A 24,374-nucleotide genomic window follows, 5' to 3' on the forward strand; every position below is an offset into this window, starting at 1 on the left:
GGTTCGCTCATGGCCTCGGGTATACCGTCAGTACGACCCGGCTATAACCGGTAAGCGGCGGTTCTCCGTCATTCGTTACGGCCAGCACCAAATGTATGGTCGCAGGTTGTGCAACTTCAGGAGCGATGACCGTGAGTTGCGGCGTCTCTGCTCCCTGCAGGTCAAGCTTGCCCTGATACGTTCCTGCCTCGGTATATTGGAACCAATGATAACTTAAATGACGTCCTCGACGGTCTGAGGATTCTGAAGCGTCCAAATGGATCTCCGCACCAGCAAAAACATCTCGTTCTCGTGATCCTTTTACAACCGCGGTCGGTTCATAGTTTACCTTCTCCGGAGGTAATATGCACCAGTCCATCCTCGCTTGGAAGGAACGTTGATACGCCTCACGCCAGCGGTAAACAGAAGACCAGTAGATTTCGTGTTCGTGCGCTTCGTCGCCTTGGAACTCACTAGCATCGAAATAATGGCAGGATGAATGACCTTCTAACGGTACATAGCGCCCTCCCCAACCGCCCCATTCTGGTCGATCAGGTTCCCCTAATCCGTTAGGAATCAAATATAGAAACGAAGGTGAATCCCCTTCCTTGATACCTTTTACCGAACGGCTATAAATATCGCCTCCATCATACTTCGGATACGCCGCCCCCAGCGGACCGTGCCCCTCCGTCACATGAGCATCCAGCCATGCATCGCTCACTAGTTCCGAATCGCCACCTTTATACATACCGCGAATGGCTAGAAGACTACGGACATAGAACAGTTGGGGATACTTGTCCCGCACCCACGATCCCATCTCATATTGATCGACGACGGAATAGATGCGAAGACGTGCGAGCATTCGCTCGAATTCTGCCTTGCTAAGCAACTGCTCAGCTTTCCACAACGCTTGCGCTAGGTCCGTCGTTCCGCCCCAAATGATAATCCACAGCGGACGGTCATCTTCTTTTTGCATCGCCACAACAATATGGTCTGAGCCTTCTGTATCGTGCTCTCCCCCTATATAATCAGGTCCATCCAGCGGATTACCTGCCTTAACCAAACTCATAAGCTCAGCTTCTGTAGGGTAACGCGGATCGTTCGCTTGTAGCTGGGCATAGACTTGACCGTATTTTTGAACAATCGCTTGGATGTAATCGTCCTTTACTTCACCTTCCCAATGTTTCGAGTACGTAGCAACAAGCCCTTCCAGTTCAAAATCATTAGCATACATCAGCAGCCGAACGAGCGACTGCGTATCATCCGGTTCCTTGTAGCCGGTTTGTAAACTGCTTATATCCGTCATCACCAATACTCTGAGCCTCTGTTGCATGGTTATCACCCTCATTTATTCGTACTAATCACACGATGGAATGGTTTCATCATAGTACACTTTCACATTCCATTGAATAATCATTCTTTGGCTATTATGTGAGAATCAGTCCCACCAACAGATATAGGCATATGCTGAGCCGCGCTTTCATAAACACCGAAGGTCATACGTAACGTGATCAGGTTGTCTTCACCGCTTGTTTGGAAAGGCACTCCCGACCTGAGACAATGAATAAAATGGCTTTGCAGCCTAAAATGACTTTCCTCATGATCCAGCTCAGTCGTGTTCTCGATCGTCACCTCATCATTGCCATCTTTACCTATGACGGTAATTCGGCCATCCGTATACATTTTGAGCGTTCCTTCGGAACCGTCGATAACCAGCTGCTCCAGATGAACGGGGCCAACCTTTTCGCCTAACGGTTGCTCCAGCTTCGCTCTTGTAGCCCAACTCATATCGAGGAAGCCATAGAAATCGTCATGACCGAGCACCACAATACCGGAATCCTCTCCTTTAATAAATGGACTGATACTTGTTATTTCGGCATAAAGCCTCCTCGGCGTACCAAATAGGAACCTCCATGTATCAAACCAGTGAACACCCATTTCATAAAATAACAATTTGGGCATCTCGCGAAAGAAAGGCTGCGGAAGCTCTACACCTGGGCTCATACGAGGCGTATAATAGTCCGAATGGATATAACGTGCCGTATGAAGCGTGCCCAGCTTTCCACTGTCGATGACCCCCTTTATCATCTGAAAAGGGAGCAACCACCTCCAATTCTCCGTTACCATGAGGCGTACACCGGCATCTCTGGCCACCTTGACCATTTCTTCAGCGTCCGCCAGAGAAGGGGCAAACGGTTTTTGACATAGAATATGTTTTCCAGCCTCTGCGGCTTGTCGGACCAATGACAAGTGGGTTTCAGGGCCAGTTACGATGTCAACGATATCAATGTCCGTCGATGCCAGCATCTCTTCTAAGGTGGTGAACAGGCGATCATGCGGAACACCGTATTCGGCACCTTTTATTTCTAATTTCTCACGACTGCGATTAACCAGCGCAGTAATTTCCACATTTGGAATCCGTGACCACGCTTTCAAATGCTTTTCTGACCACCAACCGGTTCCTACTAATCCTACCTTCCATGTTCGCATATCCGTTACTCCTTGAACGAAAGTTGCTTCAGTTTCTCGGGGTGCAGCATGACGTCAATCTGCTCATATACTTTGTCAGGTTGAAACAGGTCTTTCCAATCATCCTTGATCATCGCCTTGCGCCCGTAATCGATAGCCACCAGACAAGCGTCTGAAAATGGATTTACTTTTTCAAATACAATACCGAGTTGTATATTAATATGGCCTAACATAAAATCCTTAGCTGCCTCATAAGGAACTCCGCGTTTCACGGCTTCTTCCATGGCTTCTCCCAAAACAGTAACCATCATCGAGCTGATCGTTTCCGCCATCGTTGGCTCTAACATCGCCATCTGATCTACTGTAATTCGGTGAGAGCGCATGACAGGTGCGTACATTTCCTTCGCAATGGCTTCTCCGATGGCATAGTCTTCCTCAGGTCCCTGCAACAACGCGCAGACAATCGCTTGCTTCGCAGCGACCCCTCCGAAGAAATCACGTTTGGCTTCCGGAGTCACCTCATCGTTGAATACAGGCGGGTGGCAAGGATGTGTAACGAAATACGTCACATCTTCCCGAACAGGAAGTTTGCCCAGATACGCTGCAGCAGGATCTAAAACAAACAACAGCGCGCCCGATTTCATCATAGGCACGATCACTGCTGAAATGTTCCCGATGGCCACGTCAGGCACAGCCAAAATTACGACATCAGCCCTGGGTATAGCTACATCCTGAGGTGTCGGTACAATCCCTCGCTCCGCTAAGCGTTCTATCCCCCGCTCACCGACCTCCACATAATCCACCAGATTCGTTCCTTTTCTTAGATTATCGGTAATGCGGCAGCCCATTTTTCCACCAGCCCCGACTAATGCAAGCTTAATCATCGTTCAATCCTCCTCTAGATTTGTAAGTTTAGGTTATCATAATTAAAAATTGTATACAATATGTATTTATTTTGTATTTACATTTCGCAGAAACAGCTTATACTTTAAATTAAGCTATATTTTCAGGGAGGAATGAACATTGAAGCTCGGTATTAGCACTTATTCACTAACTTGGTCGTTTGGTGTGCACGGATATGAACGGCCCGTTGCTCCGCTAGACTTGTTCGATTTGCTACATATTGCTCATGCACACGGAATCGGACTCGTTCAGATTGCCGATAACGTCCCGCTTCATATGATGAATGATAATGAGATTCTAGCTTTGAAACATGCTTCTCAGAAGCTGAATATTCAAATTGAGGTCGGGACACGTGGTACTGATCCGGATCATTTGACTCACTATCTACACATTGCAAGGTTACTCAAATCGAAGTTGCTAAGGACGCTAATTACAGAAGTCGATTTGGACTTACCAACTCGCCAATTACTACAAGTACTGCCTACATTCTTGGAGGCGGGGATTCCAATTGCTGTGGAAAATCACGGACTTCACACGACACGCCAACTCGCTGGTTTATTCGAAACGATTTCAAGCCCCTTTCTCGGCAGCTGTATAGATACTGTAAATTCATTCAGCGCATTAGACATGCCAACACGTGTCATTGAAGATTTAGTCCCTTTTATTTTAAATTTACATATTAAAGACTTCGACATCGCACGTATCGACCATCAGATGGGCTTTACGATATTGGGGAAACCTGCAGGTTATGGTAAATTAGATGTACCGCATATCATTGCCGAAATTAACAAGGCTGGCAAAAGCCCCACGGCCATACTAGAGCAGTGGACGCCCTATATGGGATCCGTCGAAGAGACCATACAACTGGAGAGGGCCTGGCTGCAAGACAGCTTATCCTACTTACAATCACTTAAATACTTTGAATAGAGGCGTCATCCCATGGCAGATATTACGTTAAAAGAAAAAGCGTATACACGTCTCAGAGGCTTGATTCTCAGCGGAGAACTGAAACCTGGAGATGTCCTAACCGAACGCGTTCTTGTTGAACTTTTAGAGATGAGTCGAACACCAATACGCGCTGCGCTCGAGCGACTTGATGCGGAGGGCTTGGCCAACTATACCGCTAACAAAGGACTCGTCGTAGCTGAAATGTCCCTGCAGAAGGCGGTCGATCTGTACGATTTTCGTATTGCGATGGAGGGATTTGTCGTTCGCAAGCTTGCCGCAGTAACGATGCATGAGGAAGAAATACAAACATTGGAGGATAATCTCCGTCTGCAGAAGAAGTTCGTGGATAGCAATGACCATGTCGGATTTACGGAAGCCGATTCCTTCTTTCACCGAAAACTCGCCGAGTTATATGGCAATACAGAAATTTTGCAGGCGATGGAGAAGCTGCAGGACAAGTTGTTTCTAGTCGCATTGCGCGTTCTGCGCAAAGACCTAAAACGAATTCAAGTCTCCTATGAAGATCACTTGCATATATGGGAAGCTATACGTGGAGGTAAAGAACTCGAAGCTGCTACGCTTATGGAGAATCATCTGGAGTACGGTAAGCGGATACTTATTTTATAGCATTTATGTGATGCTGGAAAATAAAGATTGTTACAATGGACGATACATCCATATACTCCACCTTTAAAAAATATGCCAAGACTATTTGAAATCCGTCTTGGCATTATTTTGTATATTCATGCATTCACGTACATAAATCTTGTTTTCTTATAAATTCTGGAACAAACGTCTATGGATTTATGAAACAATTGAACTCTTCCCATATAAACAATAACAGTTCTTACCACTCGATTTGGCCTTGTACATCGCTTCATCAGCTTGTTGAAGCAGTGTTTTGGCATCAGACACTCCATTCGAGGGAACAATCGCAATTCCGATGCTGCCAGAAATGTGGATAAGCAAGCCATCTATCTCCTTGATCTGCCGAACAGCGGCTATGACACTTTCGGCGATCTTTTCTAATTGTTTAGCATTCCCTACTTGTTCAACCATGATCACGAATTCATCGCCTGCCCAACGGGCTCCTGTACTCTGCTCGTTCATACAACGATTGAGAACAAGTGCAACCTCTTTGAGCAGCCTATCTCCGATTTCGTGCCCATACGTATCATTCACCTGTTTGAACCCGTCTAGGTCTAAGAAGAGCAATCCATAAATGTTCAAGTCATTGGACTCCTGCTGTGAAGCGCGGCGTTCCAACCACTCCTGCACATAACGGCGGTTCGGCAAGCCAGTTAACTCATCATAATGCGCCTTGCGAACAGCTTCTGTCCGATTACCAAAGACAATCAAATGTCCATATGAAGCTTCCCCGTCCTCGCTGGTAATTGGATTCACATAGCATTCATAGTGTCGTATCTCATCCTGCGCCTCATAGAGAGAAACCATCTCCCTGAATGCAGATTGCTGTTGTTCAAAATACTTATGAATCAAGCCGTCAAGCGATCCGCCATTGAACAACTTCATGCCTTCGCAATAGGAAGCGAGTGACTCACCCTCGGACAGCGCCCTTCCGAACAACTCCTCGAATCTGCCATTGGCAAACACTATCATCCCACGGCTGTCACACATCGCGATGGCTTCATCGCTGGAAGTAAGCATACGTTCAATAATTTTATTTTTCTCCGCAATTGTCCGCTGATCTCTTCGACTCTCATCATACAGATTAGTCATCTTGACATACATTTGGGTAAATTCATAGATCAATCCAGCTAGAACAATATTGGCAAAAATAAACGAGTCAAACTTGGATATGTACCATCCCAAACTGAAGCGATTCCCTCCGCACAATGTGATAGCCACATCTAACATGTTCGCAAACAAGGCAACGCAAAGCCAGATCGAAGTGACGGTATTCCCGCGGGTTAGCCGATAATAACCTATTAGAGCAGCTAAGCTAAGCAACAGAATCGGAAGGGCAATTCCGTAATTGAATAACCGTGTCACATAACCGAAAGACATGAGAAGGGGCAGTTCTCGTTCGTAGACTGTCGTTCCATAAACGAAGAGGACAACAATACCTATGACACCTAGGCTCATAATGATTGTCGCCAACAGCGACTGCATTTTACTCAGTTTTGCATGTGCATACCGCTTTGACATTGCGGTAAATACAAGGATGGCAACAGGAAACCCGGCATGCCAGAGCGCATATAAATACTCCGCTGTCTGAGTCCCTGGGCGGTAAATGTTCGGAGGAAAATAGCCGGGGAAAGATAACATATAGGCTAATGTCATAAGAGCGGAATAGAAGTAGCCCGCACATAAGACCAGAATCTGAGGTGATCGGCCAATCCGAAACTGATTATAGAGGATGAAGACTGTAAACATCTCGAAGCAGAACATCGCCCCAAGCAAGGTTGGCAACGTCGTGTTAAGTCTCGGCATTTCAATTTGTGCAAAAGGGACAGACAACAGCGTAATAAGTCCGATTATAGCTCCTATGAGAATAGCAAACCGCTGCTGCGAACGATTGGCAGGCATCGAAAAAAGGGTAAAAGCTGAAATGTCATTACTCTGAATTGAATTCATGAGATCTCCATTTTAGTTGTTTATGCCTATTTCATTCGACATTTCCAGCTTTAATCCTTCGACAAAAAATTCAATTTTTAAATAATTTGGAAGTCGCGAATTATACAAAAAATAACGGAGCTCGCAGAATCGCGCAGCTCCGTTTGTTTTGTTTCATAATTAAATGCAGATTACATTTTGGAGCCTCCCGAAAAGTACACTGTTTCAAATATAAGCAGAAGGCTATTCAAAAAACTTTCACAAAGTAATTATTTCTATTTCATTATCCTCAAACCAACCTTCTTTTAATATTTGTTGTTTTACAAGTTCAGGCTGCCTAATACTCTCGTTCAAAAAAAAGGGGACGATTACCGTCATCGGCAATCTGTCCCTATCTTCGGCTTGCAGTTAATTCTGGAAGCAGTAACAGAGCCGCCATCCTAAGACGGTTCTGTTTTTATTCAAATGCTTAACTACCTCTTAATGAGACACTGTCACTGTCAGCTTATCACTGGACGTTACACCTGCAGCATTCACCAGTTCACAGTGGTACTCATACACGCCAAGAACTTTCCCAATGATTGAAGTGGAAGCGCTTTGAGCGTTTGGTGTAGACACCGGCAGGCTCTTGGTATCAATAAGTACACCGTTCTCATAGAGACGATACTCGGTCGCATTCGTTCCCCACCACATATTCATTGAGACTTTAAAATCCCCGTCGCCATCCCAATTATCCGCCGCCAATACTGCTTTGCCAGGCGCTGCGTCCGTCACCTTCACGACTAGCGGCTGACTTGTTGACTTCCCTGCCGAATTAATCAATTCCCCCACATATGTGTAGGTACCATTGGCTCTACCTGTAGTGTCCCAAGCAGCGGTTTGAACAGCCGGTGAAGCTTTCGTCAAGTTCGTCGTGCTCACAAGAACACCGTTCTCATACAATTTGAATTGAGATCCGTTCTGACCCCACCACATATTCATCGTAACGGTGTAATTGCCGTCTTTCAACCCGTTCGCATATCCACTGTTTGACGCTAGCACTGGTATACCAGGAACGCTTGTGTCAACAACTGGCGCACTCTTCACCTGGAACGGAATCGAAGTTTCAAGCACATTGCCTGCAATGTCCATTACACGATACACAATCGTATGCGGACCAACTGCCAAGCTACCGGCTGCAAGTGCCTGCCCGCTTGAGATCTCGGTTCCATCGAGCTTAAGGGTTTGCTCGGCTACGCCGGACATGCTGTCCGAACTAGAAAGTTCAAAGCTTAATTGGGTATTAGCCTCTACATCTCCGACGCTGAGACCCGACTGCGTCAGATTAACTTGCGGAGCGGAACTGTCGAGATTCAAACCCATTGTCTTCGCTGTCTCCACATTGCCAGCATTGTCCTGTGAACGATATTGCAGTACATACCTCCCATCATTCGCAATCGGGATCGGCTCCGCATAAGCTACCCAACTGCCATTGTCGCCAATACGGTATTCCGTCCCCACAACACCAGATAATTGATCTGACGTGTTCAATGTTACATGAAGATTCGATTTGTACCAACCGTTCACCGCTGCTTTATCCACTACCGCATCAGTTGTCGGCGGTGTGTTATCGACGATAACTACAACGCTCGTCGATTGTGTCACACCCCGTAGCGTAACGGTTGCCGTCACTTTAGCCTTTCCTTCCGCCACGGCGGTAACTCTCCCTGCGGAATCAACGGTTGCCGTAGATACATTGTCGCTGACAAACACAATTTGAGCATGGCTCAATTCAGCCAAGGAACCGTCGCTCGCGATTCCGGTTACCGTTAAGGATGCAGTGCTTCCAGACTGCAACAATCCTTTATCCGCAGTTAGAGTGACAGAAGCGAGTGCAGGCAATGCGGGCAGTACCTTTACGGTCGCCACGGCGGTTTTGGCACCGTCATCCGTTGTAACGGTAATGGTAGCAGTTCCTCTTCCTGCAGCCGTGACTTTGCCGTTGTTATCTACACTGGCGATAGTCGAATCGCTCGTGCTCCACGTTACCTTCTGAATAGTCGCATTAGCGGGCGATACGGCTGCATTCATTTGAATCGTTGCACCCGGATTCAGTTCAATTGAAGTTTGATCCAAGGCAACGCCGGTTACCGGAACAGCGTCAGAGCCATAGACGAACGTCACTTTATTGATCGTCGCCGTCCAATTGTCGCAAGAAGCATCCCCGTACGGGAAGACGATTTTCAGATACCGGTAGCCTCTTGCTATGCTATCTGCCTTGATATCAAGCGTATTAAAGCCTGATGAGGAACTGAGTATCTTTTGGGTCGTTGAAAGCTTGGTGTAGTTTACACCGTCTTTCGAAGCATGCACTTCAAAGCCGACTGACGTCGGCAGGCCAGTCCAAGCCGACACGTTAATATCGAATGAATAAATATCGTTGCTCGGCGACTTATAGGTCATATATTCCGGACTCATACTGTCGTCATTATTATGCCGGAACTGGGTAGCATCGTTGCTGTATTTGTCCAAGCCGCTAGTTGCGGTTATGTTTACGATATTGCCAGATTTGTCATAAAGCTTTGAGAAATCGACAGCGTCATCCGTAAATGACAACTTGACCGGATCCTCAGTCTGTACCTGCTCAGCAACATATTTAAAACTAACATTCAACAAACGTTCATGCCAGTTGAGCTTGCCGGGGAATACGACCTTCAGATATAGAGTTCCCGTCGGCAGATTGCTTGCCGTATTGCTCGAAACAGAGTAACCATTGGCGCCGCCGGTCACCGTCGATTTTACCAAGATCGGTGTAAAGTTTACCCCGTCCGCGGAGCCATAGAACGTAAATTGCGGTGTGGTCGAGTACAATCCCGTAGCGATGTCGAACGAGAAAATGTCGTTGCCCGGCGATTTATAAATCACATACTCCGCAGGATTAGGGTTATCGTTCGTATGAATGAATGAGGCAGCGTCATTCGCAAAATTTTGCGGATTGGAGGTTTGCACCGCAATATTCGCCGTTTTCGCATTTAACTTGGAAAAGTCGTGCGCATCATCCGTGAAATCCATAAGTCCTTCCGGTACAGGTACAGTAACGACTGGCAAGGACATGCCCAGGTTATGCAATAATAAATGCCCGAACGGAGATGTATCCTTCCAGTTGTTCGTTGTGCCGTTCCACATCAATTGGCTTTCGCGGTTGCTGCTATTGTTCCCATCGTCATCGTTAACACCGATGTCGAACCCTAATGTAATGTCCCTCGCAGGAGTAACGCCGAGCGAAGCCCAAGGAATCGCCATCTCAATGGTGTAACCACCATCGATATCTTTTTGCGTATACTGGATACCTGGAATATCCCCTCCGACGGCTAGCTGCCCATCATGCCAGCCTAGCGTTATCTGATGATCGTTCGCATCGTAGGACGTGCTTTGGCTATTATTGGGATCGAGATAAATTTCAATGGAATCGTCCTGATAAGCTTGCGTCGAATCGTTTTTCAGAACAGTATCCAGCACTTGTACACCAACATACAGATTTTGCGTATCGCTTAGCGTAGCGAAACTTACAGCATTGTTTGGCGTGCCGGTTATGGCCTTAGTTACATGGCCCCGCAGCAACCAATCAGATTCGCTCAACGCCCCATCGAGCGTAATGGAACTGGCATGCTGAATCGCAGCGGTTACATTTCTCCCATCATTGAGGTAGAGGGATCCAAAGTTAGAGGTGTTTTGCCAATTGTTGTTGCCACCTGTCCACATAAGCTGACTCTCACGGTTCCCGTTGCTAAGACCGTCATCGTCATTGATCCCCACATCGAAGCCAATAACCGCTCCAGTGTTCGGAGTCGGAATACCGAGACCGCTCCATGGAATAGCCATTTCCACCGTATAACCGCCTTCGATATCCTTTTGTTCATACTGGATGCCGACAATATCCCCGCCTACGGCTAGCTGAGTATCATGCCAGCCTAGCGTAATTTGACGATCATCGGACCCGTAGGTCGTGCTTCTGTCATTGTTGCCGTCGAGATAAATTTCTACCGAGTCATCCTGATAAGCTTGAGTCGAATCATTCTTCAGCACAGAATCAAGCACTTTGACCCCTACATAAAGATTACTATCATCCCACTGAGCTCCGAAGAAAACGCTGTTTTCGGGAGTTCCAGTGATGATTCTCCGTACTCCGTTGTTGACAATCCAGCCGGCTTCCGATAAATCTCCGTCAATAGTCGGTTGACCAGCCGTTTTGTTTCCGGATGCCAGTCCCCAGACAATTGAGCCGTCCTGTACCGGATTGCAGTCTACACTTACCACAGCCGTAGACGCGTTCCCTGCAGGATCTGTCGCAACAACAGTAATCGTATTGTTCCCCTTGATCACCGGCACGAGCGCAGTGAACGAGTTATCGCTCTGTTGAGTCACTGCTGTGCCGTTAACTGTGATGTTTGCCGCCTCGCTGACGCTTCCTTTCAGCACATAACTAGTGGTCGTCGTTGATCCGGAATCTGGTACGGTAATCACCGGCGGATTGGGATCATAAATGACGTGACTGATCATCGGCATCGCTTGCACACCGGCTTCGTTGGAGGCCGCGACCGTGACCGTGTTGTCGCCAAGTTGCAGGTTCAAGTTACTATTAAAGGTTAGCGGACCTGATGCCGATGTAGTATCGCTACCGTAGACGAGCTTGATGTCGTCAACCCGGGCAATATATACAGCTGCTGCTTTGCTCGAGAATCCGAATCCTTTGATCTTGCTCCAATCAATAGGCGCTGCAATAATTTGATTGTAAACGGTTATATCCGTTGAAGGCGCGTAGTGCACGGCTGCATCGAAATCCTTCAAAGGAATCGTCACGCGTACCCACTTATTGGTATACTCTGACGCAGTAACATAATTGCTAAGCGGCAATCGCGCTTCCACCTTCGTACCGTTGTTGGATTCCAATACAGCGGAAAGACTACTTTCTGCTGCTGCAGCATTAAGCCAAAACTGAAGCGCTCCCATTTGTTGATAAGCAGTCAAATCCTGCGTAATTCCTTGCGACGATTTGTTGATAAAATCGAAGTTGAGACGGGCAAAACCAACCGATGAATTCCCCATCTTCAGCCGCAGCGAGCTAGTGCCTTCAGCTGGCTGGAAGGTAGTCGAGCTATCCCAGATTCCCTGCGCATTCGCGGTTAATCCACCGCCCGAGGTTCCCAAAACACTCATATACACGGCACCGATGACCCCTGGCGCGGGAGTCACAGATGAGCCTGGAGAAGGCCAACCATTGCTTGCCAGCGGCTGCAACAACTCTCCCGCCGTATGTCCGCTTGATGCCCCACCGACGCTATATTGGTTATTAACCAAAGTCGATCCATTAAATTCCTGTTTAACATTGACCGTTGCAATCCCGTTCGTTCTGCCAGAAACGGTATACGCACTCTGCTTAACATAGACTTGATTGCCCTGATCAAGACTTAAGCCCAAGTAAGTCGGATCGTTTCGGATGATTAAGGGTTCGGAACTCCCTTGATTTCCTGCTAAATCCGTAGCTACCGGCGTTATCGTATTAATGCCAGCATTCAGCGTAAGTGTCGTGCTGAAGCTCAGATCGTTTGCCACGGTGACTGGCTGTCCGTTAATCTGCAACGTACCAGACTCATCCAAATGTCCAGATACCGTAAACTGTGGATTTCTTACCGCATAATCCGCGTTGAATACGGAAGAACTGCTTGATTGGTCAAACGAAACCTTCGGCGGTGCCGTATCCATATCGGAAGTAACAATGATCGTCACGCTCTTCGCCGGCAAAACAACAGCGGATGCCGTTCCGTTGAAAACGTTGCGCTGCGTTGCATTCATATCTTGTCCCAATGGGATATCGGAGGTGAGCTGATTAACAGTTGCTGTCATGCCGGTTAACCCTTTCACATTGACAGTCTTGGCCTGATCGGTCGAATTCACGAGCATCGCAGTCGTTTTGTTGCCGTTCAAGAAAGCGACACCATCCATCCAGACCGAATTGGCTGTCGTCAAACCAGAAGCGGGATCTGCCGTGATGCGCCGCACCTTCGAACCGACCGGAGCGTTATTGAAAACTTTGCTCAGAACATAGAATGCTTTTGACTTGGTTACAGTTTGGCCGTCGCCGTCTAAGAGCACTTCGCCCACATCTGTTGGGTGCCGGTTAGCCGCCCAGCCCAGCCACCAGAACCAGTAGTTGTTCTTGATAAACGCCATATCGCTTGCCAACCGCCGCGCGGTGTTGATCGCCATGTCCATTTCGGAAACATTCGTGATCAAGGTACTGTATTCGGTTTGCCAGCGGTCTTTGCTGGCCACATGGTCCAAGGCGTCTGCATAATCCTGATATACACTGGTCGAATCATAGCCTTTAAGGAAATAGCTGTGAGAAGATATTCCGTTGATCGCGCTATTCAGCGCCGAATCGTTCGTCAAAGCCGCGAAGTCGTGTCCCAGTAGTTCTTCATTCTCCGAATATGTCGCTCCCTCCGGAGCCAATATCTGAACGGCTGTCAGTCCAGCTGCATCCAGCTTTGAGCGCAGCAACTTGGTCACACGCTGATACTGTGCCCCGTTATCGTCGCCCCAATAGCACCATTCGCTTATGATTGTCGAAAGCGGCTCGTTTTGAAAGCTGATCACTTTAGGAACCGACGCTCCTTTATTCTTCAGCCAGGTGATTGCATTCACCAGATAGTCGGTGTATGCCCCCTCCTTTTCGGGCCGTAATCTTACATGCTCCGTACCTGTCCAGCCGCTGACTACTGGAATCGTTTTCATTCCTACTGGCGGTGACCAAACTGAGATCATGTAGTCGTGCTTACCTCTCGTCTCGCCTGTTTGAAGGAGGTCATAGATCTCCTGCATTTTGTTATCAAATACATTCCCGTTCTCGTCCCCTGCGACACTCGGAATCATCACGCGGAACATACTGATGCCCAAATCGTTATAGAGCGCATCCTGCGCCCCGGTCGCCGGGATAAAATTTCGGTTCCAATCCGCGCGGTTCCACGATGGAAATACCCCCCAGCCTTTAATCGTCTGCTGATCCGTGCCTGAGATATTCACGTTATAGACAATCTGATCTGCTCCTGAGGCACTTGCCTCATCTACTAGGATTCCCGTTGTACCGGGAAGCAGGATTAGCATAGCGAGCGCTAAACATAGTATTTTCTTGAAAAATTTTTCCATCAATATTACTTCCTCCCCTCAAAAAACTTGGTCTCAAGCAATAGTACATTGTGTGAAGCGCTTACATTCGCTCTCGAAACCATATAAACTTGCCTCTATACCATCAAACTCACGTCCTTCGTCTGCTTGCTTAGGAAGCGCATGCTTACCCAGAAGATCAGGATTACTCCGTTTACATCCATGTTACGTGAGACGGTTAAAGGTTCTGTTTTGGAAATTCTCTGCAATTTATCACCTCATCTCTATAAACTTAATGACAATTTTAAACCTCATCCCTGTTCAGGTCGATAATCACTAAATGGGTTTTTCTAACAAACACTAACACCTGCTATTTACGTTCAAACCAATATTCATTTTCTTTTATTTACATTCATTTTCTGTTATACATCAGAAAACCCGGTACACAATTGGGTGCCGGGTTTGAGTCATCTTCGACTATTAATCGCTCAGTTCTTCTATAACATAGACGATGGATATTCGCCGAGTATTCATCCGTTTGAAGATGGCAGGGTAGCTTCCATTTGTAGGCTGACGATTCATTTCCTCACTTTACCAGCGAATTTAAACAAATAAAAGATTGCCTACTAACCAGCCTTTCTGGCCAGCCGGTAAGCAATCTTTTCTATGTTCTGAACAATTGTTTGCTTAATTTATCGCAGCTTATTTATCCAAATCTTTTTCCTTTAACCACTCAGAGAGTTTTTCTGCAACATCCTTATTATTCAAATCTGACATAATAAAATGAGTATTTCCTTTTATGCCGATTTCAGGAAGATGCACAATGGTGACATCGCCGCCTTTGCTGTTAACCAATTCTGCCCACTGTCGAGCTGATGCAAGAGAACGACTCCAAAAATCCTGAGATGGTATGCCGGTTGCCTTATCAGGAATATTGTCCCCATAATAAACAATGATTGGAAATTTGGTCAGTTTCATAAAATCGTCCATTGCAATCCTGCCAAAGGAATTCCCAGCATTTGCGTTTGGGTCAATAGGGAAGGGGAAACCACCTGGTTCAATAGAGACAATTGCCTTTACATTTTCATTAGCAATTGCAGTCTGCCATCCCGTCATACCGCTTGCTGAGTGCGTAAATAAGATGCCAGGACCCGTTCGGTCAAATACATCAGACATGGCGGTAACCGTTGCATTTCTCTCAGTCGTAGTGCCTGTATCAGGTACCATCATACGGAAAAACTGATCTAGCGATTTGCTGTCTTTTGGGAATTGCACACCTTCATAGAAATTAGGCCATAGACCGATCCGGAATTGCGTGAACCATGTTTGATCGTCTGGAACTGCAGGTATCTGTCCAGCCCCGGTAACCTGTCCAGCCTCTCCACGACCGGGCTGATCAATGAGATAAGTACTATAACCCTTCCTCAAGAAAATATTTGAAAAACCCTCCCGACCATCGGCTGTTGTTTGCCAACTCCGTCGTGATTGACCATATCCATGAAGAAACACCATTGGATATTCATTGGCATGAACCGGAATTTGATAGAGTACATCAGCATGGTCGCCATGCCGAGTTTGACCGCCTTGAGCGGCCGTCCACGGCTGCATCGGATCAAATTTTCCATCACTGGTTTCAACAATGCCACCGGCTGAAAAATTCCCTTGTTCCTTAATGACTAAAGCTCCGTCAGTCTTTATATTTACACTTGATGAACTCTCGTTCCAAGTCACTTCTCTGCCAAGGGCTTCCGATAATGCACGAGCCGGAGCATATGTAAGCCCATTATACATAAATGTTTCTGCATCTTTACCATTCGTATCGCGAGTGATTAATTCTTTGTCATCAACAGATATTTTTACTCCGCTTCTTACTTCAATTGTCTTTTGAATAAAATCTCCTGCAGCGGTCACTGCACCTGTAGTCAGAAAAACCGTTGTCAAACTCCATGCAATACTTGCCTTTCCAAATTTTTTCATTTTATCCTCCTCGTTTATATTTTTGATTTCAATGTTTCAACAGTGTCACTTCCTAGCATCTTATCAAAGTGGTGACTGTGACGTTTTAGCCTTGTCATGCTTCTGAATAAATTTCAACGTATAATAAGTCCCAGTGATGTAGATGCCCATCATAGATAAAAAGTCTATTACAAAAGGCACGATGGATTCATCGAATCCCCCATACCCAAATGGATTATAAATAAGCAACTTAGATCCCATATCTCTTTCGAAGGAAATCTGCACACCATAAACAACAATTAACACCGCCAAGAAACGAAAGGCAATCGTGCGAACACGGCTTGTTGTGATAATTCCTGTCATTTTTCTCGCCGCATTCATAATCCTCCCCCACGAGATTCCTATATGAACAGCCATGAGTATAAATGCCCAATAAGCACTCTGAACATGAATCTGCCTTACAATCATTTCGTTATTCAACGGATTAAATGGAATGATATCACGTGAAATTGGCACCGCGCTAATCAGTGCAACAGCAATCAGTAAGAGAAATAGTAAATTTACCGCTATGCGTAGAATTTGTTGAACCTTGTACGTTCCGCTAAATATTGTTTGATACCATCTACGATTTAAGAAATTGTGAACCGTAAACAAAAAAAATAAAATAACACCTACCAATTCATGGACTCTATTACCAGTAATCGGATAAGCCATCACGACTAACATGGCTGATGTCATAAGAAGGTCAACGATCAGCCTAATCAACATTTTTAGATTCACTTGGTTACCTCCACACTTTTTTCTACGATGACTTCTTGGTTGTTACAACAGCCATATAATCTTTTAATGAATGTAACTCCCAATCTTCTAAAAGACTTGCATGTCTCGATTCTGTATTTGTATCCAGCGATCCTGTAAAATCCTCAATCTTGAAACTCTTCATCTGGCCTAATGTGTATGTGAAGTCATCCCGTGACTGGCTGGCATGACAAGAAATGCAACTCTTTATATCTCGTTTGGTATTAAGTGACTTATCGCCAAGGTACGCCTGGAATCGCCAATCTCCGTTGCTCTTCTCAGAAGTGTTCTGATTCCATCCCGTACGCTTTTCCGAGACAAAAATGTCGGAAAGTACGCCATCTCTATAGATCTCGAGCGTTAACGCGGTTCCACTAGGGAACGGCTTGCCCGCTTTCACGGCTTCGATCGTTTCCCGACTCGCATAAAGCAACTCTTTCGCATTTCCACGAGTTACAGTCGTATAGAGTACGCCTTTATCATAGTTCTCAGGAAGTTTAACTAGTTCACTGTCTGTTCCAGGAGATTTCGCCTGCGGCGTAGTTTCTGTCTTCGTACTGTCGGTTGCAGGTCGCTCCGTTTCCATGGTGTTGTTTGACATCATGCTATCCGTTGCAGACGGTTCTGGCTGTCGCGTACTGTTTGTCATATCATTGTTGGTACTTCCACACGCAGATAATGTGAGGGTAGTAACTAAACCAAGGGTAAGTACTAATCGTTTTTTCAATGTTTCTCCTCCTTAAAATAAGCCAGGATGGCTTTAAAATAACAAAATGAGCTAAACTATTGTTATTGACTATGTCGTTCATTGAACGTCGTTGGTCCAATTCGATTCTGCTTCTTAATTTGTCCAATCGCCGCCATGAAAGCATCTGGTATATGATTGGCACCATTTAACCGGTCCACTTTTACATCATCGATAGGCCTCCCGACAACAAACGCGGGAATCTCCTCGGCGAATCGTTGCTGCACATCGAGAGTTGTCGGATCTGTCTCAAGAGGATTTATTTGGACACTAGTGACAACGTCGTCTAGCAGGGTGATCGTCACGGAGATCGACGAGTCGGTGTGCCCGTATTTACCAATCGCCGTGTGGACACCGTCTACATAGATGGATTCTTTACCATTACCCGCTTCCAATCTTAAGCTGCCGAAACCAGTATTTGACAAAGGATATGGTGATTGTCCAACCGCCTCCATTTCCTTCGTGGAACATGAGGTCATAATAAAAGTCAAGGAAATCCCTAAGATCGTCGTCACTTTAACTCTTCGGCTCATATTAGTCATAATCATACCCTTCCTCTGTCCTTTCGAAATGGACGGCTTGCTCGAAATCTTCCAGTATGACTATCCAGTGCTTCAACTTAATCGATGCCCGGTTATCATGCTTTTAGATAATATTTTTATTACTGAAAGAAGTACAAAAGTAATCCATAAGCTCTCATTAATATATTGCATAAGAAGATACCTCCATCATTTGAACGATCTCATGGTATCTATGATAAAAAACAACCTTAAACTAGTAGATGATAAAATCTAAACAATTTCTAAATAAAGAAATTCCATGAGGAGTTCAGATTGTACGTGAACGAAAAAACGACCTTTCCTCGATAGAATATCGAGAATCGGTCGTTGCATATAAACGTAATTTTGATCGTTTGTACTTCTGGGTTACAGGTTGATCCGATATCCGGCGCCCCATATAGTTTCAATTACTCTAGGTTTAGAAGGATCTTCCTCAATTTTTTCCCGAATGCGATTGATGTGAACCGTAACGGTGGCACTGTCTCCGATATAATCATGTCCCCAAATTTTCTCGAAAAGCTGATCTTTGGAGAATACGATATTCGGGTTCATAGCCAGAAATTTTAACAATTCAAACTCCCGGTTAGGAAACTTAATTTCTTGTCCATCACGGAATACCTTCCAACTACGCGTCATTATCTTCAAATTGCCGATTTGCACTGCACTTTCTTGCGCAGTTCGAGAGGATGCATTGGTAAGACGATTATAACGGTTCAAATGAGACTTTACCCTGGCCACCAATTCCGCAGGATCGAAAGGCTTTCCGATATAGTCATCTGCTCCGAGTCCAAGACCGCGTATTTTATCAATAGGTTCCATTTTAGCTGTCACCATCAGGATTGGAATTTCAGTCTGGTCGCGAATTTCCCGACATATATCATAACCGCTGCATCCAGGAAGCATAAGATCAAGGATCAAAAGGTCATAATTGCCGTCCAAGACGGTTTTCACTACTTTTCTGCCATCATCCACAATTTCCGTTTCAAAGCCACTGATCTCTAAGTAATCCTTTTGCAGCATAGCGATTTCTGCATCATCTTCAGCAATTAGTATTTTCGTCATGCAGTATCTCCTTTCGCTACGGGTAACGTCATCGTAAATTTCAATCCCTGATCGTTTTCAGCGACAACCATTCCACCTTGGGCCTCCATAATATATTTGACGATATACAGTCCGAGACCGCTTCCATCGCTGTTTTTGCTGTTTCTTGATTCATCGCCGCGGTAAAACTGTTCAAATAGATGCGGCAGTTGCTCCGGCAATACGCCGTTTCCGTTATCCGCAAAGTAAAGGACTTCATTTTCGTTTTCACGAGTAACCTTCAAAGTGAGCTCCAGCGGCTCTACTCCTGCATATTTCAGTGCATTCTCCACGAGATTAGCCAGAACTTGCCTCATTTGTTCCGTATCAATCCTGACTGGATGTATACCGCCAGATATTGTGGCGCTGATCGATGCATGTTTATGCTTCAAATCATCCTGAATATCGATAGCGAATTTCCGAATGAATTTACCAAGGTCTGTTTCTACCGGAAAAAACGGCAGATTACCAGTTTCTAGCTTTGAAAAATAAAACAATCTTTGCAATAGTACATCCATATCAGAAGCTTTTTTATAAGCAATGGAGAGATATTGCGCTTGTTTCTCTGGCGTCTTAGCGACTCCATCCCTCAAACCCTTAATATATCCTTTGACTGAAGTGAGCGGCGTTCTTAAATCATGGGAAATACCAGAGATCATATCGGTACGTGCCTTTTCATAGGTGGCGTTTTTAAGCTGTTCTTCTTTGAGATGAAGTTGCATTTGGTTGAAGGATGTACATACGGTTTCAAATTCATCCTTGCCTGTATATAGGATCGGCGATGACAAATCGCCTTCTTCAATTCGCTTGGCACTAATGGTCAATTGGTGAATAGGTGTCATAATGTGTTTAACTAGACGCCTGGTAAGCAACTGGCTAATGAGCAAAAGAATGGCAATGGCGATGAGCCCAACAAGCAAGAAGATAATTAAGAATTTTTGAAAATCGCTTCGGTCTACGCCAATCAATGGGTTATACATGCTGTAATTGACTGCAACAACGGAATAGGATTTATCTCCAAAGGTAAAGCGTTGTCCAATCGATGTCACGCCATCCATAAAGAAGATATTAAGCTGATCCGTGCTCAAGTTGAGCGATTGCAGAAAGGCTTTAATGTAATCTTGAGGGTGACGTATATTACAGTAGATCACTGAACTGTCTTGTGCGACACAGAGTCTATAGTTATATTCGGCCAGAGATTGACTAAGCACCGACCAATCCTCAACGATTCCTTGATTTTGCTTCAAAATAGATTCAACCTTTAAAATGTTTGGGTCAAGTTGATTATTTTTGCTGGTCGCTTTATGGTACATATTAATCATGATACTCCCAATGACAAGCAATACAACCAAAGACAGCAATACCATCAATGTATTTGAAATAAATATTCGTTTTCCTAGTTTCATAACAGCACCCTCAAAATATTCTGAAGCTAATCATAGCAGTAAATCATAAACTGCCATAGGAGATAATCTAAACAAATCCTAAACAACCAAACAAAGGAGCAGTTGCCCCGGCGGCAGAACTGCTCCTCGCTTTGTATAACTGTATTTTTTAACAACTTCTACTTTTTCATTCCTAATCAGAGGAAAATACGATTGATGTAGGTTACTCGCAGCTTGGGCACTGATTCTTATTCTAACTAAATTCGCGGCGGCGGGGCAGTGAGAACCACAACCCGTCGAGCCATCTCATTTGGTGTTCAGTCAAGGTATTCATTTCAGCGGCTTGCAAGCTCGCATCCAATTGCTCAGGACGGCTGGCGCCAATAATGGCAGAAGTAATACCATGCTGTTGTGTGACCCATTTTACAGCCGTCGTCACAGAATTCAAATTGTGCTCTTCACACCATACTCGGTACCTATCAACTGCTTCCAGCGTCGCATCTTTCCAGTATCGCTCTTGATACATAGCACCTGCATTGTTCCCAAGTCCAAACCGGGTCCCCTCTTCAATACGAGCATCCTTTCCATACCGCCCCGACAACATGCCGCCTGCAAGTGGGTTGTATGTAATAATGCCAATACCCTCATCGAGTGCCATAGGAACCAAATCGTCCTCAATCATTCGAAACAACAAATTGTATCGCGGCTGAACACTTACGAGCCTGGTATAATTTTTCCGCTCAGCAATGCCGTTTGCTTTTGCTACCTGCCAGGAGCGCCAATTCGAGATCCCGATGTAACGGACTTTTCCTTGCTGGACGAGATCGTCAAACGCGCGGAGCGTTTCATCTAGAGGCGTGTCCGGATCGTATTGGTGCGCTTGGTAAAGGTCGAGATAATCCGTCTTTAATCGCCGCAAGCTGTCCTCAACGGCAGTGAAGATATGCTTTCTACTCAAGCCCTTATCGTTGGGTCCAGGTCCCATCGCGCCTGAACACTTTGAAGCAAGCACCAGTTTATCTCGTTTGCCTTGTATCCATTCTCCGATAATCGACTCGGTTGCACCTGCGACGGCATGTGATTGTCTTCCAATCGGATACACATCGGCCGTATCGATGAAATTGACGCCGGCCTCATAGGCTTTGTCCAAAATTTCAAAGGCAGCCGTTCTGTCAGCCTGATTGCCAAAAGTCATCGTTCCCAAGCACAGGCTGCTTACTTTTAATCCCGTATTTCCTAACGAACGAAAGTCCATGAGATCACCTCTCTTAATTTTCAGACGCAAATACTTCTTTGGCAACCATAATCGCTGACATTGCCTTCGGCCAACCTGCATAGAAGGCAAGATGGGTCATCACTTCGATTAGCTCTTGTTCCGATAAACCATTTTGTTTTGCCAAATTTAAATGGTTTTTCATCTGTTGCGTATTTCCGCCAGTGATTAAGCTCGCTATGGTAATCAGACTACGGTCGCGTGGAGAAAGCTCTTCACGTTTCCATACATCGCCAAATAATACTTCATCCGTTAGTTCAACCAACTTAGGCGCAAAATCTCCAATTGCTTTCTGAGCAATGGTAAGTTCTTTAGACTGTGACATTATATATCGCTCCCTGTCCTTCTTTTTATGTCTATGGTTGTTAAACTTTTGCCTACAAGTTAATCATAACCCTATTATGCTACAATTTTTGTAAAGGTCGTTATCACAATCGTCTCAAATGTTTGCCTAATCCTCTCGTCATTCTTTCACTATTGAAGATTGTTATATTATAATGAACTCGTCAAAGGTCAACACATAAGGAGGATAGTATGTCAGGAAGAATCGATAACTTACAGAATGAACTTGCTGAACTCATTGAACGACATGCGGGTCAGGACGGTGTTTACGAGACGGCGATTCCATCTTTATTTATTATTCGTGCCTCCCAAGTGTCTCAGCCCGTTTACAGAGTATACCAACCCTGCTTATGTTTCATCGCTCGAGGTTTTAAAGACGTATTACTTTCCCAGGAGCGATTTGAGTATGGACCTTCCGACTATCTGGTCTCCTCCATGAACTTGCCGGTGATTGGTCATGTTATAAAAGCTTCTCCCGATGAGCCATATCTTAGTTTAAAACTTGAGTTTACACAGAATCAAATATTAGAGGTATTAAATGAAGGAAATATTCAAATCACTCAGCAAGAAGGAACACAACGGGCGATGTTTGTCGGCGAGATTGAGTTATCCATACTGGATGCGATCATGAGATTGTCTCGTTTACTTGACAAACCAACAGACATTCCGTTTCTGGCTCCCCACTACACGAAAGAAATCTTATACAGACTTCTTCAAGGGCAGTACGGTATTACACTGGCGCAAATCGCGTTGGAAGGCAGTAATACCTACCGAATCCGGGAGTCTATCGATCAAATTATTAATAACATGGAGAAGCCTTTACGAATCGAGGAGCTTGCGGAAATAGCCAATATGGGGATTTCTACGTTTCACAGGCACTTTAAAGAAGTAACTGCCATGAGTCCACTTCAATTTCAAAAACAACTGCGATTACAAGAAGCACGGCGCCTATTAATGTCCGAATCAACGGATGCCGCCGATGTAGCTTTCCGCGTAGGCTATGAAAGTGCATCGCAGTTCAGCCGTGAATATTCTCGTATGTTTGGTTTTCCACCTAGAGAAGATATAAAACGTTTGAAAGCGGGTTACGACCAACATATCCATGCGTGAGGCAAGTAAGACAGGGAGCAGTCGCGAGAGGATTAGGCAAACATGTGAGACGATTGAGATATCGATTTCTATATCATCTGATGCATAATAAGAATGTGAAAAGAGCGACTGTCTCGAATATGATTGCGTTAACTTGCACATAATCATAAAAAACTGGAGGAAATTTTATGCAGAAAGTAATCTTGAACAATGGCATTGAGATGCCGATACTCGGTTTTGGTGTTTTTCAAATTCCAGATGCAAATGAATGTGAGCAAAGCGTTTATGACGCTATTATTGCAGGATATCGGTTGATTGATACTGCTGCCTCCTATTTAAATGAAGAAGCAGTTGGCAGAGCGATCAAACGGAGTGGTGTGGCAAGAGAGGAATTATTTATCACTACGAAACTTTGGGTACAAGATACAGGTTATGAACGCACAAAGAAGGCATTTGAAAAGTCGCTAAAGAGATTGCAATTGGATTATCTGGATTTGTATTTAATTCATCAGCCATTCGGCGATGTGCATGGTTCATGGCGCGCGATGGAAGAATTGTATCGTGAAGGAAAGGTCCGTGCAATTGGCGTTAGTAACTTTCATGAGGATCGTCTAATCGATCTGATCATTCATACTGAAGTAGTTCCTGCCGTAAATCAGGTTGAAACACATCCTTTCAACCAACAAATCGAAAATGCACAATTCATGAAAGAAAATAATGTACAGATCGAATCCTGGGCGCCTTTCGCTGAAGGTAAAAACAACTTGTTCCAGAATGAGATTTTAGTTAATATAGCTGAAAAATATAATAAATCCGTTGCTCAGGTCGTTTTACGTTGGTTGACGCAAAGAGAAGTCGTTGTCATTCCAAAGTCTGTTCGTAAAGAAAGAATTATTGAAAATTTCGACATCTTTGATTTTGAATTAAACCAAGCGGATATCGCGTCTATTACTACTTTAGATACGAAACAGAGCCTGTTCTTTTCGCATCGTGATCCTGAAAAGGTGAAATGGATTGGTACCCGAAAACTTGATATTTAAAGACATGCGAATATCGGGGCTGCAGCAATTAACTAGCTGCAGCCTTTTTCATTCATTTCATTCAGAGGTATCTTCTCTTTCTGACAA

At 45.1% G+C, this 24,374-nt stretch carries 17 protein-coding genes; 4 read left to right on the plus strand and 13 right to left on the minus strand.

Annotated elements, in window-relative coordinates; all coding sequences use genetic code 11:
* Nucleotides 1-7: 7 nt before the first annotated feature.
* From AC58QT_RS17090 to AC58QT_RS17100, 3 genes are all read right to left on the minus strand, one after another.
* On the minus strand, nucleotides 8-1,312 hold the full coding sequence (locus AC58QT_RS17090) for a DUF1593 domain-containing protein (RefSeq protein ID WP_497410077.1): 1,305 nt from the start codon (nucleotides 1,310-1,312) through the stop codon (nucleotides 8-10).
* Nucleotides 1,313-1,392: 80 nt separating this feature from the next.
* Entirely contained in the window at nucleotides 1,393-2,469 is a 1,077-nt protein-coding gene (locus AC58QT_RS17095; RefSeq protein ID WP_497410078.1) for a Gfo/Idh/MocA family protein, read from the minus strand.
* Nucleotides 2,470-2,474: 5 nt separating this feature from the next.
* Nucleotides 2,475-3,332 (minus strand): phosphogluconate dehydrogenase C-terminal domain-containing protein, encoded by an 858-nt coding sequence (locus AC58QT_RS17100; RefSeq protein WP_497410079.1) that lies wholly within the window; start codon nucleotides 3,330-3,332, stop codon nucleotides 2,475-2,477.
* A gap of 139 nt (nucleotides 3,333-3,471) precedes the next feature.
* Here AC58QT_RS17100 and AC58QT_RS17105 point away from each other — a divergent pair, with 139 nt between their 5' ends.
* Together AC58QT_RS17105 and AC58QT_RS17110 are read left to right on the plus strand one after the other, a co-directional pair.
* Entirely contained in the window at nucleotides 3,472-4,278 is an 807-nt protein-coding gene (locus tag AC58QT_RS17105) for a sugar phosphate isomerase/epimerase family protein (RefSeq protein ID WP_497410080.1), read from the plus strand.
* 12 nt (nucleotides 4,279-4,290) lie between these two features.
* Nucleotides 4,291-4,926, plus strand: coding sequence for a GntR family transcriptional regulator (locus tag AC58QT_RS17110; RefSeq protein ID WP_497410081.1), 636 nt, complete (start codon nucleotides 4,291-4,293; stop codon nucleotides 4,924-4,926).
* 177 nt (nucleotides 4,927-5,103) lie between these two features.
* On the opposite strand, the gene AC58QT_RS17115 is transcribed toward AC58QT_RS17110, so the two are convergent.
* The 10 genes from AC58QT_RS17115 to AC58QT_RS17160 all read right to left on the minus strand — a co-directional run bounded on the left by AC58QT_RS17115 (nucleotide 5,104) and on the right by AC58QT_RS17160 (nucleotide 22,141).
* A complete protein-coding gene (locus tag AC58QT_RS17115; RefSeq protein ID WP_497410082.1) occupies nucleotides 5,104-6,897 on the minus strand; it encodes a diguanylate cyclase domain-containing protein in 1,794 nt (597 codons plus the stop codon).
* Between the two features lie 459 nt (nucleotides 6,898-7,356).
* Nucleotides 7,357-14,061: a sugar-binding protein gene (locus tag AC58QT_RS17120; RefSeq protein ID WP_497410083.1), complete on the minus strand. Its 6,705-nt coding sequence runs from the start codon at nucleotides 14,059-14,061 to the stop codon at nucleotides 7,357-7,359.
* 660 nt (nucleotides 14,062-14,721) lie between these two features.
* On the minus strand, nucleotides 14,722-15,996 hold the full coding sequence (locus AC58QT_RS17125) for an alpha/beta fold hydrolase (protein WP_497410084.1): 1,275 nt from the start codon (nucleotides 15,994-15,996) through the stop codon (nucleotides 14,722-14,724).
* Between the two features lie 63 nt (nucleotides 15,997-16,059).
* The gene (locus AC58QT_RS17130) at nucleotides 16,060-16,755 is read right to left on the minus strand and encodes a DUF4405 domain-containing protein (RefSeq protein ID WP_497410085.1); all 696 of its coding nucleotides are present in this window, start codon (nucleotides 16,753-16,755) and stop codon (nucleotides 16,060-16,062) included.
* Nucleotides 16,756-16,777: 22 nt separating this feature from the next.
* Nucleotides 16,778-17,500, minus strand: coding sequence for a cytochrome P460 family protein (locus AC58QT_RS17135; protein ID WP_497410086.1), 723 nt, complete (start codon nucleotides 17,498-17,500; stop codon nucleotides 16,778-16,780).
* Between the two features lie 62 nt (nucleotides 17,501-17,562).
* Nucleotides 17,563-18,060: a hypothetical protein gene (locus AC58QT_RS17140; RefSeq protein ID WP_497410087.1), complete on the minus strand. Its 498-nt coding sequence runs from the start codon at nucleotides 18,058-18,060 to the stop codon at nucleotides 17,563-17,565.
* Between the two features lie 384 nt (nucleotides 18,061-18,444).
* Nucleotides 18,445-19,140 (minus strand): response regulator transcription factor, encoded by a 696-nt coding sequence (locus AC58QT_RS17145; protein WP_497410088.1) that lies wholly within the window; start codon nucleotides 19,138-19,140, stop codon nucleotides 18,445-18,447.
* The gene (locus tag AC58QT_RS17150) at nucleotides 19,137-20,564 is read right to left on the minus strand and encodes a HAMP domain-containing sensor histidine kinase (protein WP_497410089.1); all 1,428 of its coding nucleotides are present in this window, start codon (nucleotides 20,562-20,564) and stop codon (nucleotides 19,137-19,139) included. Before AC58QT_RS17150 ends, AC58QT_RS17145 begins: the two co-directional genes overlap by 4 nt.
* A gap of 232 nt (nucleotides 20,565-20,796) precedes the next feature.
* Nucleotides 20,797-21,798 (minus strand): aldo/keto reductase, encoded by a 1,002-nt coding sequence (locus AC58QT_RS17155; RefSeq protein ID WP_497410090.1) that lies wholly within the window; start codon nucleotides 21,796-21,798, stop codon nucleotides 20,797-20,799.
* A 13-nt stretch (nucleotides 21,799-21,811) separates the two neighbouring features.
* The gene (locus tag AC58QT_RS17160) at nucleotides 21,812-22,141 is read right to left on the minus strand and encodes a carboxymuconolactone decarboxylase family protein (protein ID WP_497410091.1); all 330 of its coding nucleotides are present in this window, start codon (nucleotides 22,139-22,141) and stop codon (nucleotides 21,812-21,814) included.
* 209 nt (nucleotides 22,142-22,350) lie between these two features.
* Here AC58QT_RS17160 and AC58QT_RS17165 point away from each other — a divergent pair, with 209 nt between their 5' ends.
* Nucleotides 22,351-23,268, plus strand: coding sequence for an AraC family transcriptional regulator (locus AC58QT_RS17165; protein ID WP_497410092.1), 918 nt, complete (start codon nucleotides 22,351-22,353; stop codon nucleotides 23,266-23,268).
* 167 nt (nucleotides 23,269-23,435) lie between these two features.
* Nucleotides 23,436-24,287, plus strand: coding sequence for an aldo/keto reductase (locus tag AC58QT_RS17170; protein ID WP_497410093.1), 852 nt, complete (start codon nucleotides 23,436-23,438; stop codon nucleotides 24,285-24,287).
* The last annotated feature ends 87 nt before the right edge of the window (nucleotides 24,288-24,374 follow it).

The organism is Paenibacillus sp. J31R109, from assembly GCF_059692055.1.

Coding starts and splice junctions, on each gene's coding strand:
- AC58QT_RS17115 (WP_497410082.1), bottom strand. CDS start 6,897: ATGAATTCAATTCAGAGTAATGACATTTCAGCTTTTACCCTTTTTTCG.
- AC58QT_RS17155 (WP_497410090.1), bottom strand. CDS start 21,798: ATGGACTTTCGTTCGTTAGGAAATACGGGATTAAAAGTAAGCAGCCTG.
- AC58QT_RS17090 (WP_497410077.1), bottom strand. CDS start 1,312: ATGCAACAGAGGCTCAGAGTATTGGTGATGACGGATATAAGCAGTTTA.
- AC58QT_RS17140 (WP_497410087.1), bottom strand. CDS start 18,060: ATGACTAATATGAGCCGAAGAGTTAAAGTGACGACGATCTTAGGGATT.
- AC58QT_RS17145 (WP_497410088.1), bottom strand. CDS start 19,140: ATGACGAAAATACTAATTGCTGAAGATGATGCAGAAATCGCTATGCTG.
- AC58QT_RS17125 (WP_497410084.1), bottom strand. CDS start 15,996: ATGAAAAAATTTGGAAAGGCAAGTATTGCATGGAGTTTGACAACGGTT.
- AC58QT_RS17110 (WP_497410081.1), top strand. CDS start 4,291: ATGGCAGATATTACGTTAAAAGAAAAAGCGTATACACGTCTCAGAGGC.
- AC58QT_RS17095 (WP_497410078.1), bottom strand. CDS start 2,469: ATGCGAACATGGAAGGTAGGATTAGTAGGAACCGGTTGGTGGTCAGAA.
- AC58QT_RS17100 (WP_497410079.1), bottom strand. CDS start 3,332: ATGATTAAGCTTGCATTAGTCGGGGCTGGTGGAAAAATGGGCTGCCGC.
- AC58QT_RS17170 (WP_497410093.1), top strand. CDS start 23,436: ATGCAGAAAGTAATCTTGAACAATGGCATTGAGATGCCGATACTCGGT.
- AC58QT_RS17120 (WP_497410083.1), bottom strand. CDS start 14,061: ATGGAAAAATTTTTCAAGAAAATACTATGTTTAGCGCTCGCTATGCTA.
- AC58QT_RS17165 (WP_497410092.1), top strand. CDS start 22,351: ATGTCAGGAAGAATCGATAACTTACAGAATGAACTTGCTGAACTCATT.
- AC58QT_RS17150 (WP_497410089.1), bottom strand. CDS start 20,564: ATGAAACTAGGAAAACGAATATTTATTTCAAATACATTGATGGTATTG.
- AC58QT_RS17160 (WP_497410091.1), bottom strand. CDS start 22,141: ATGTCACAGTCTAAAGAACTTACCATTGCTCAGAAAGCAATTGGAGAT.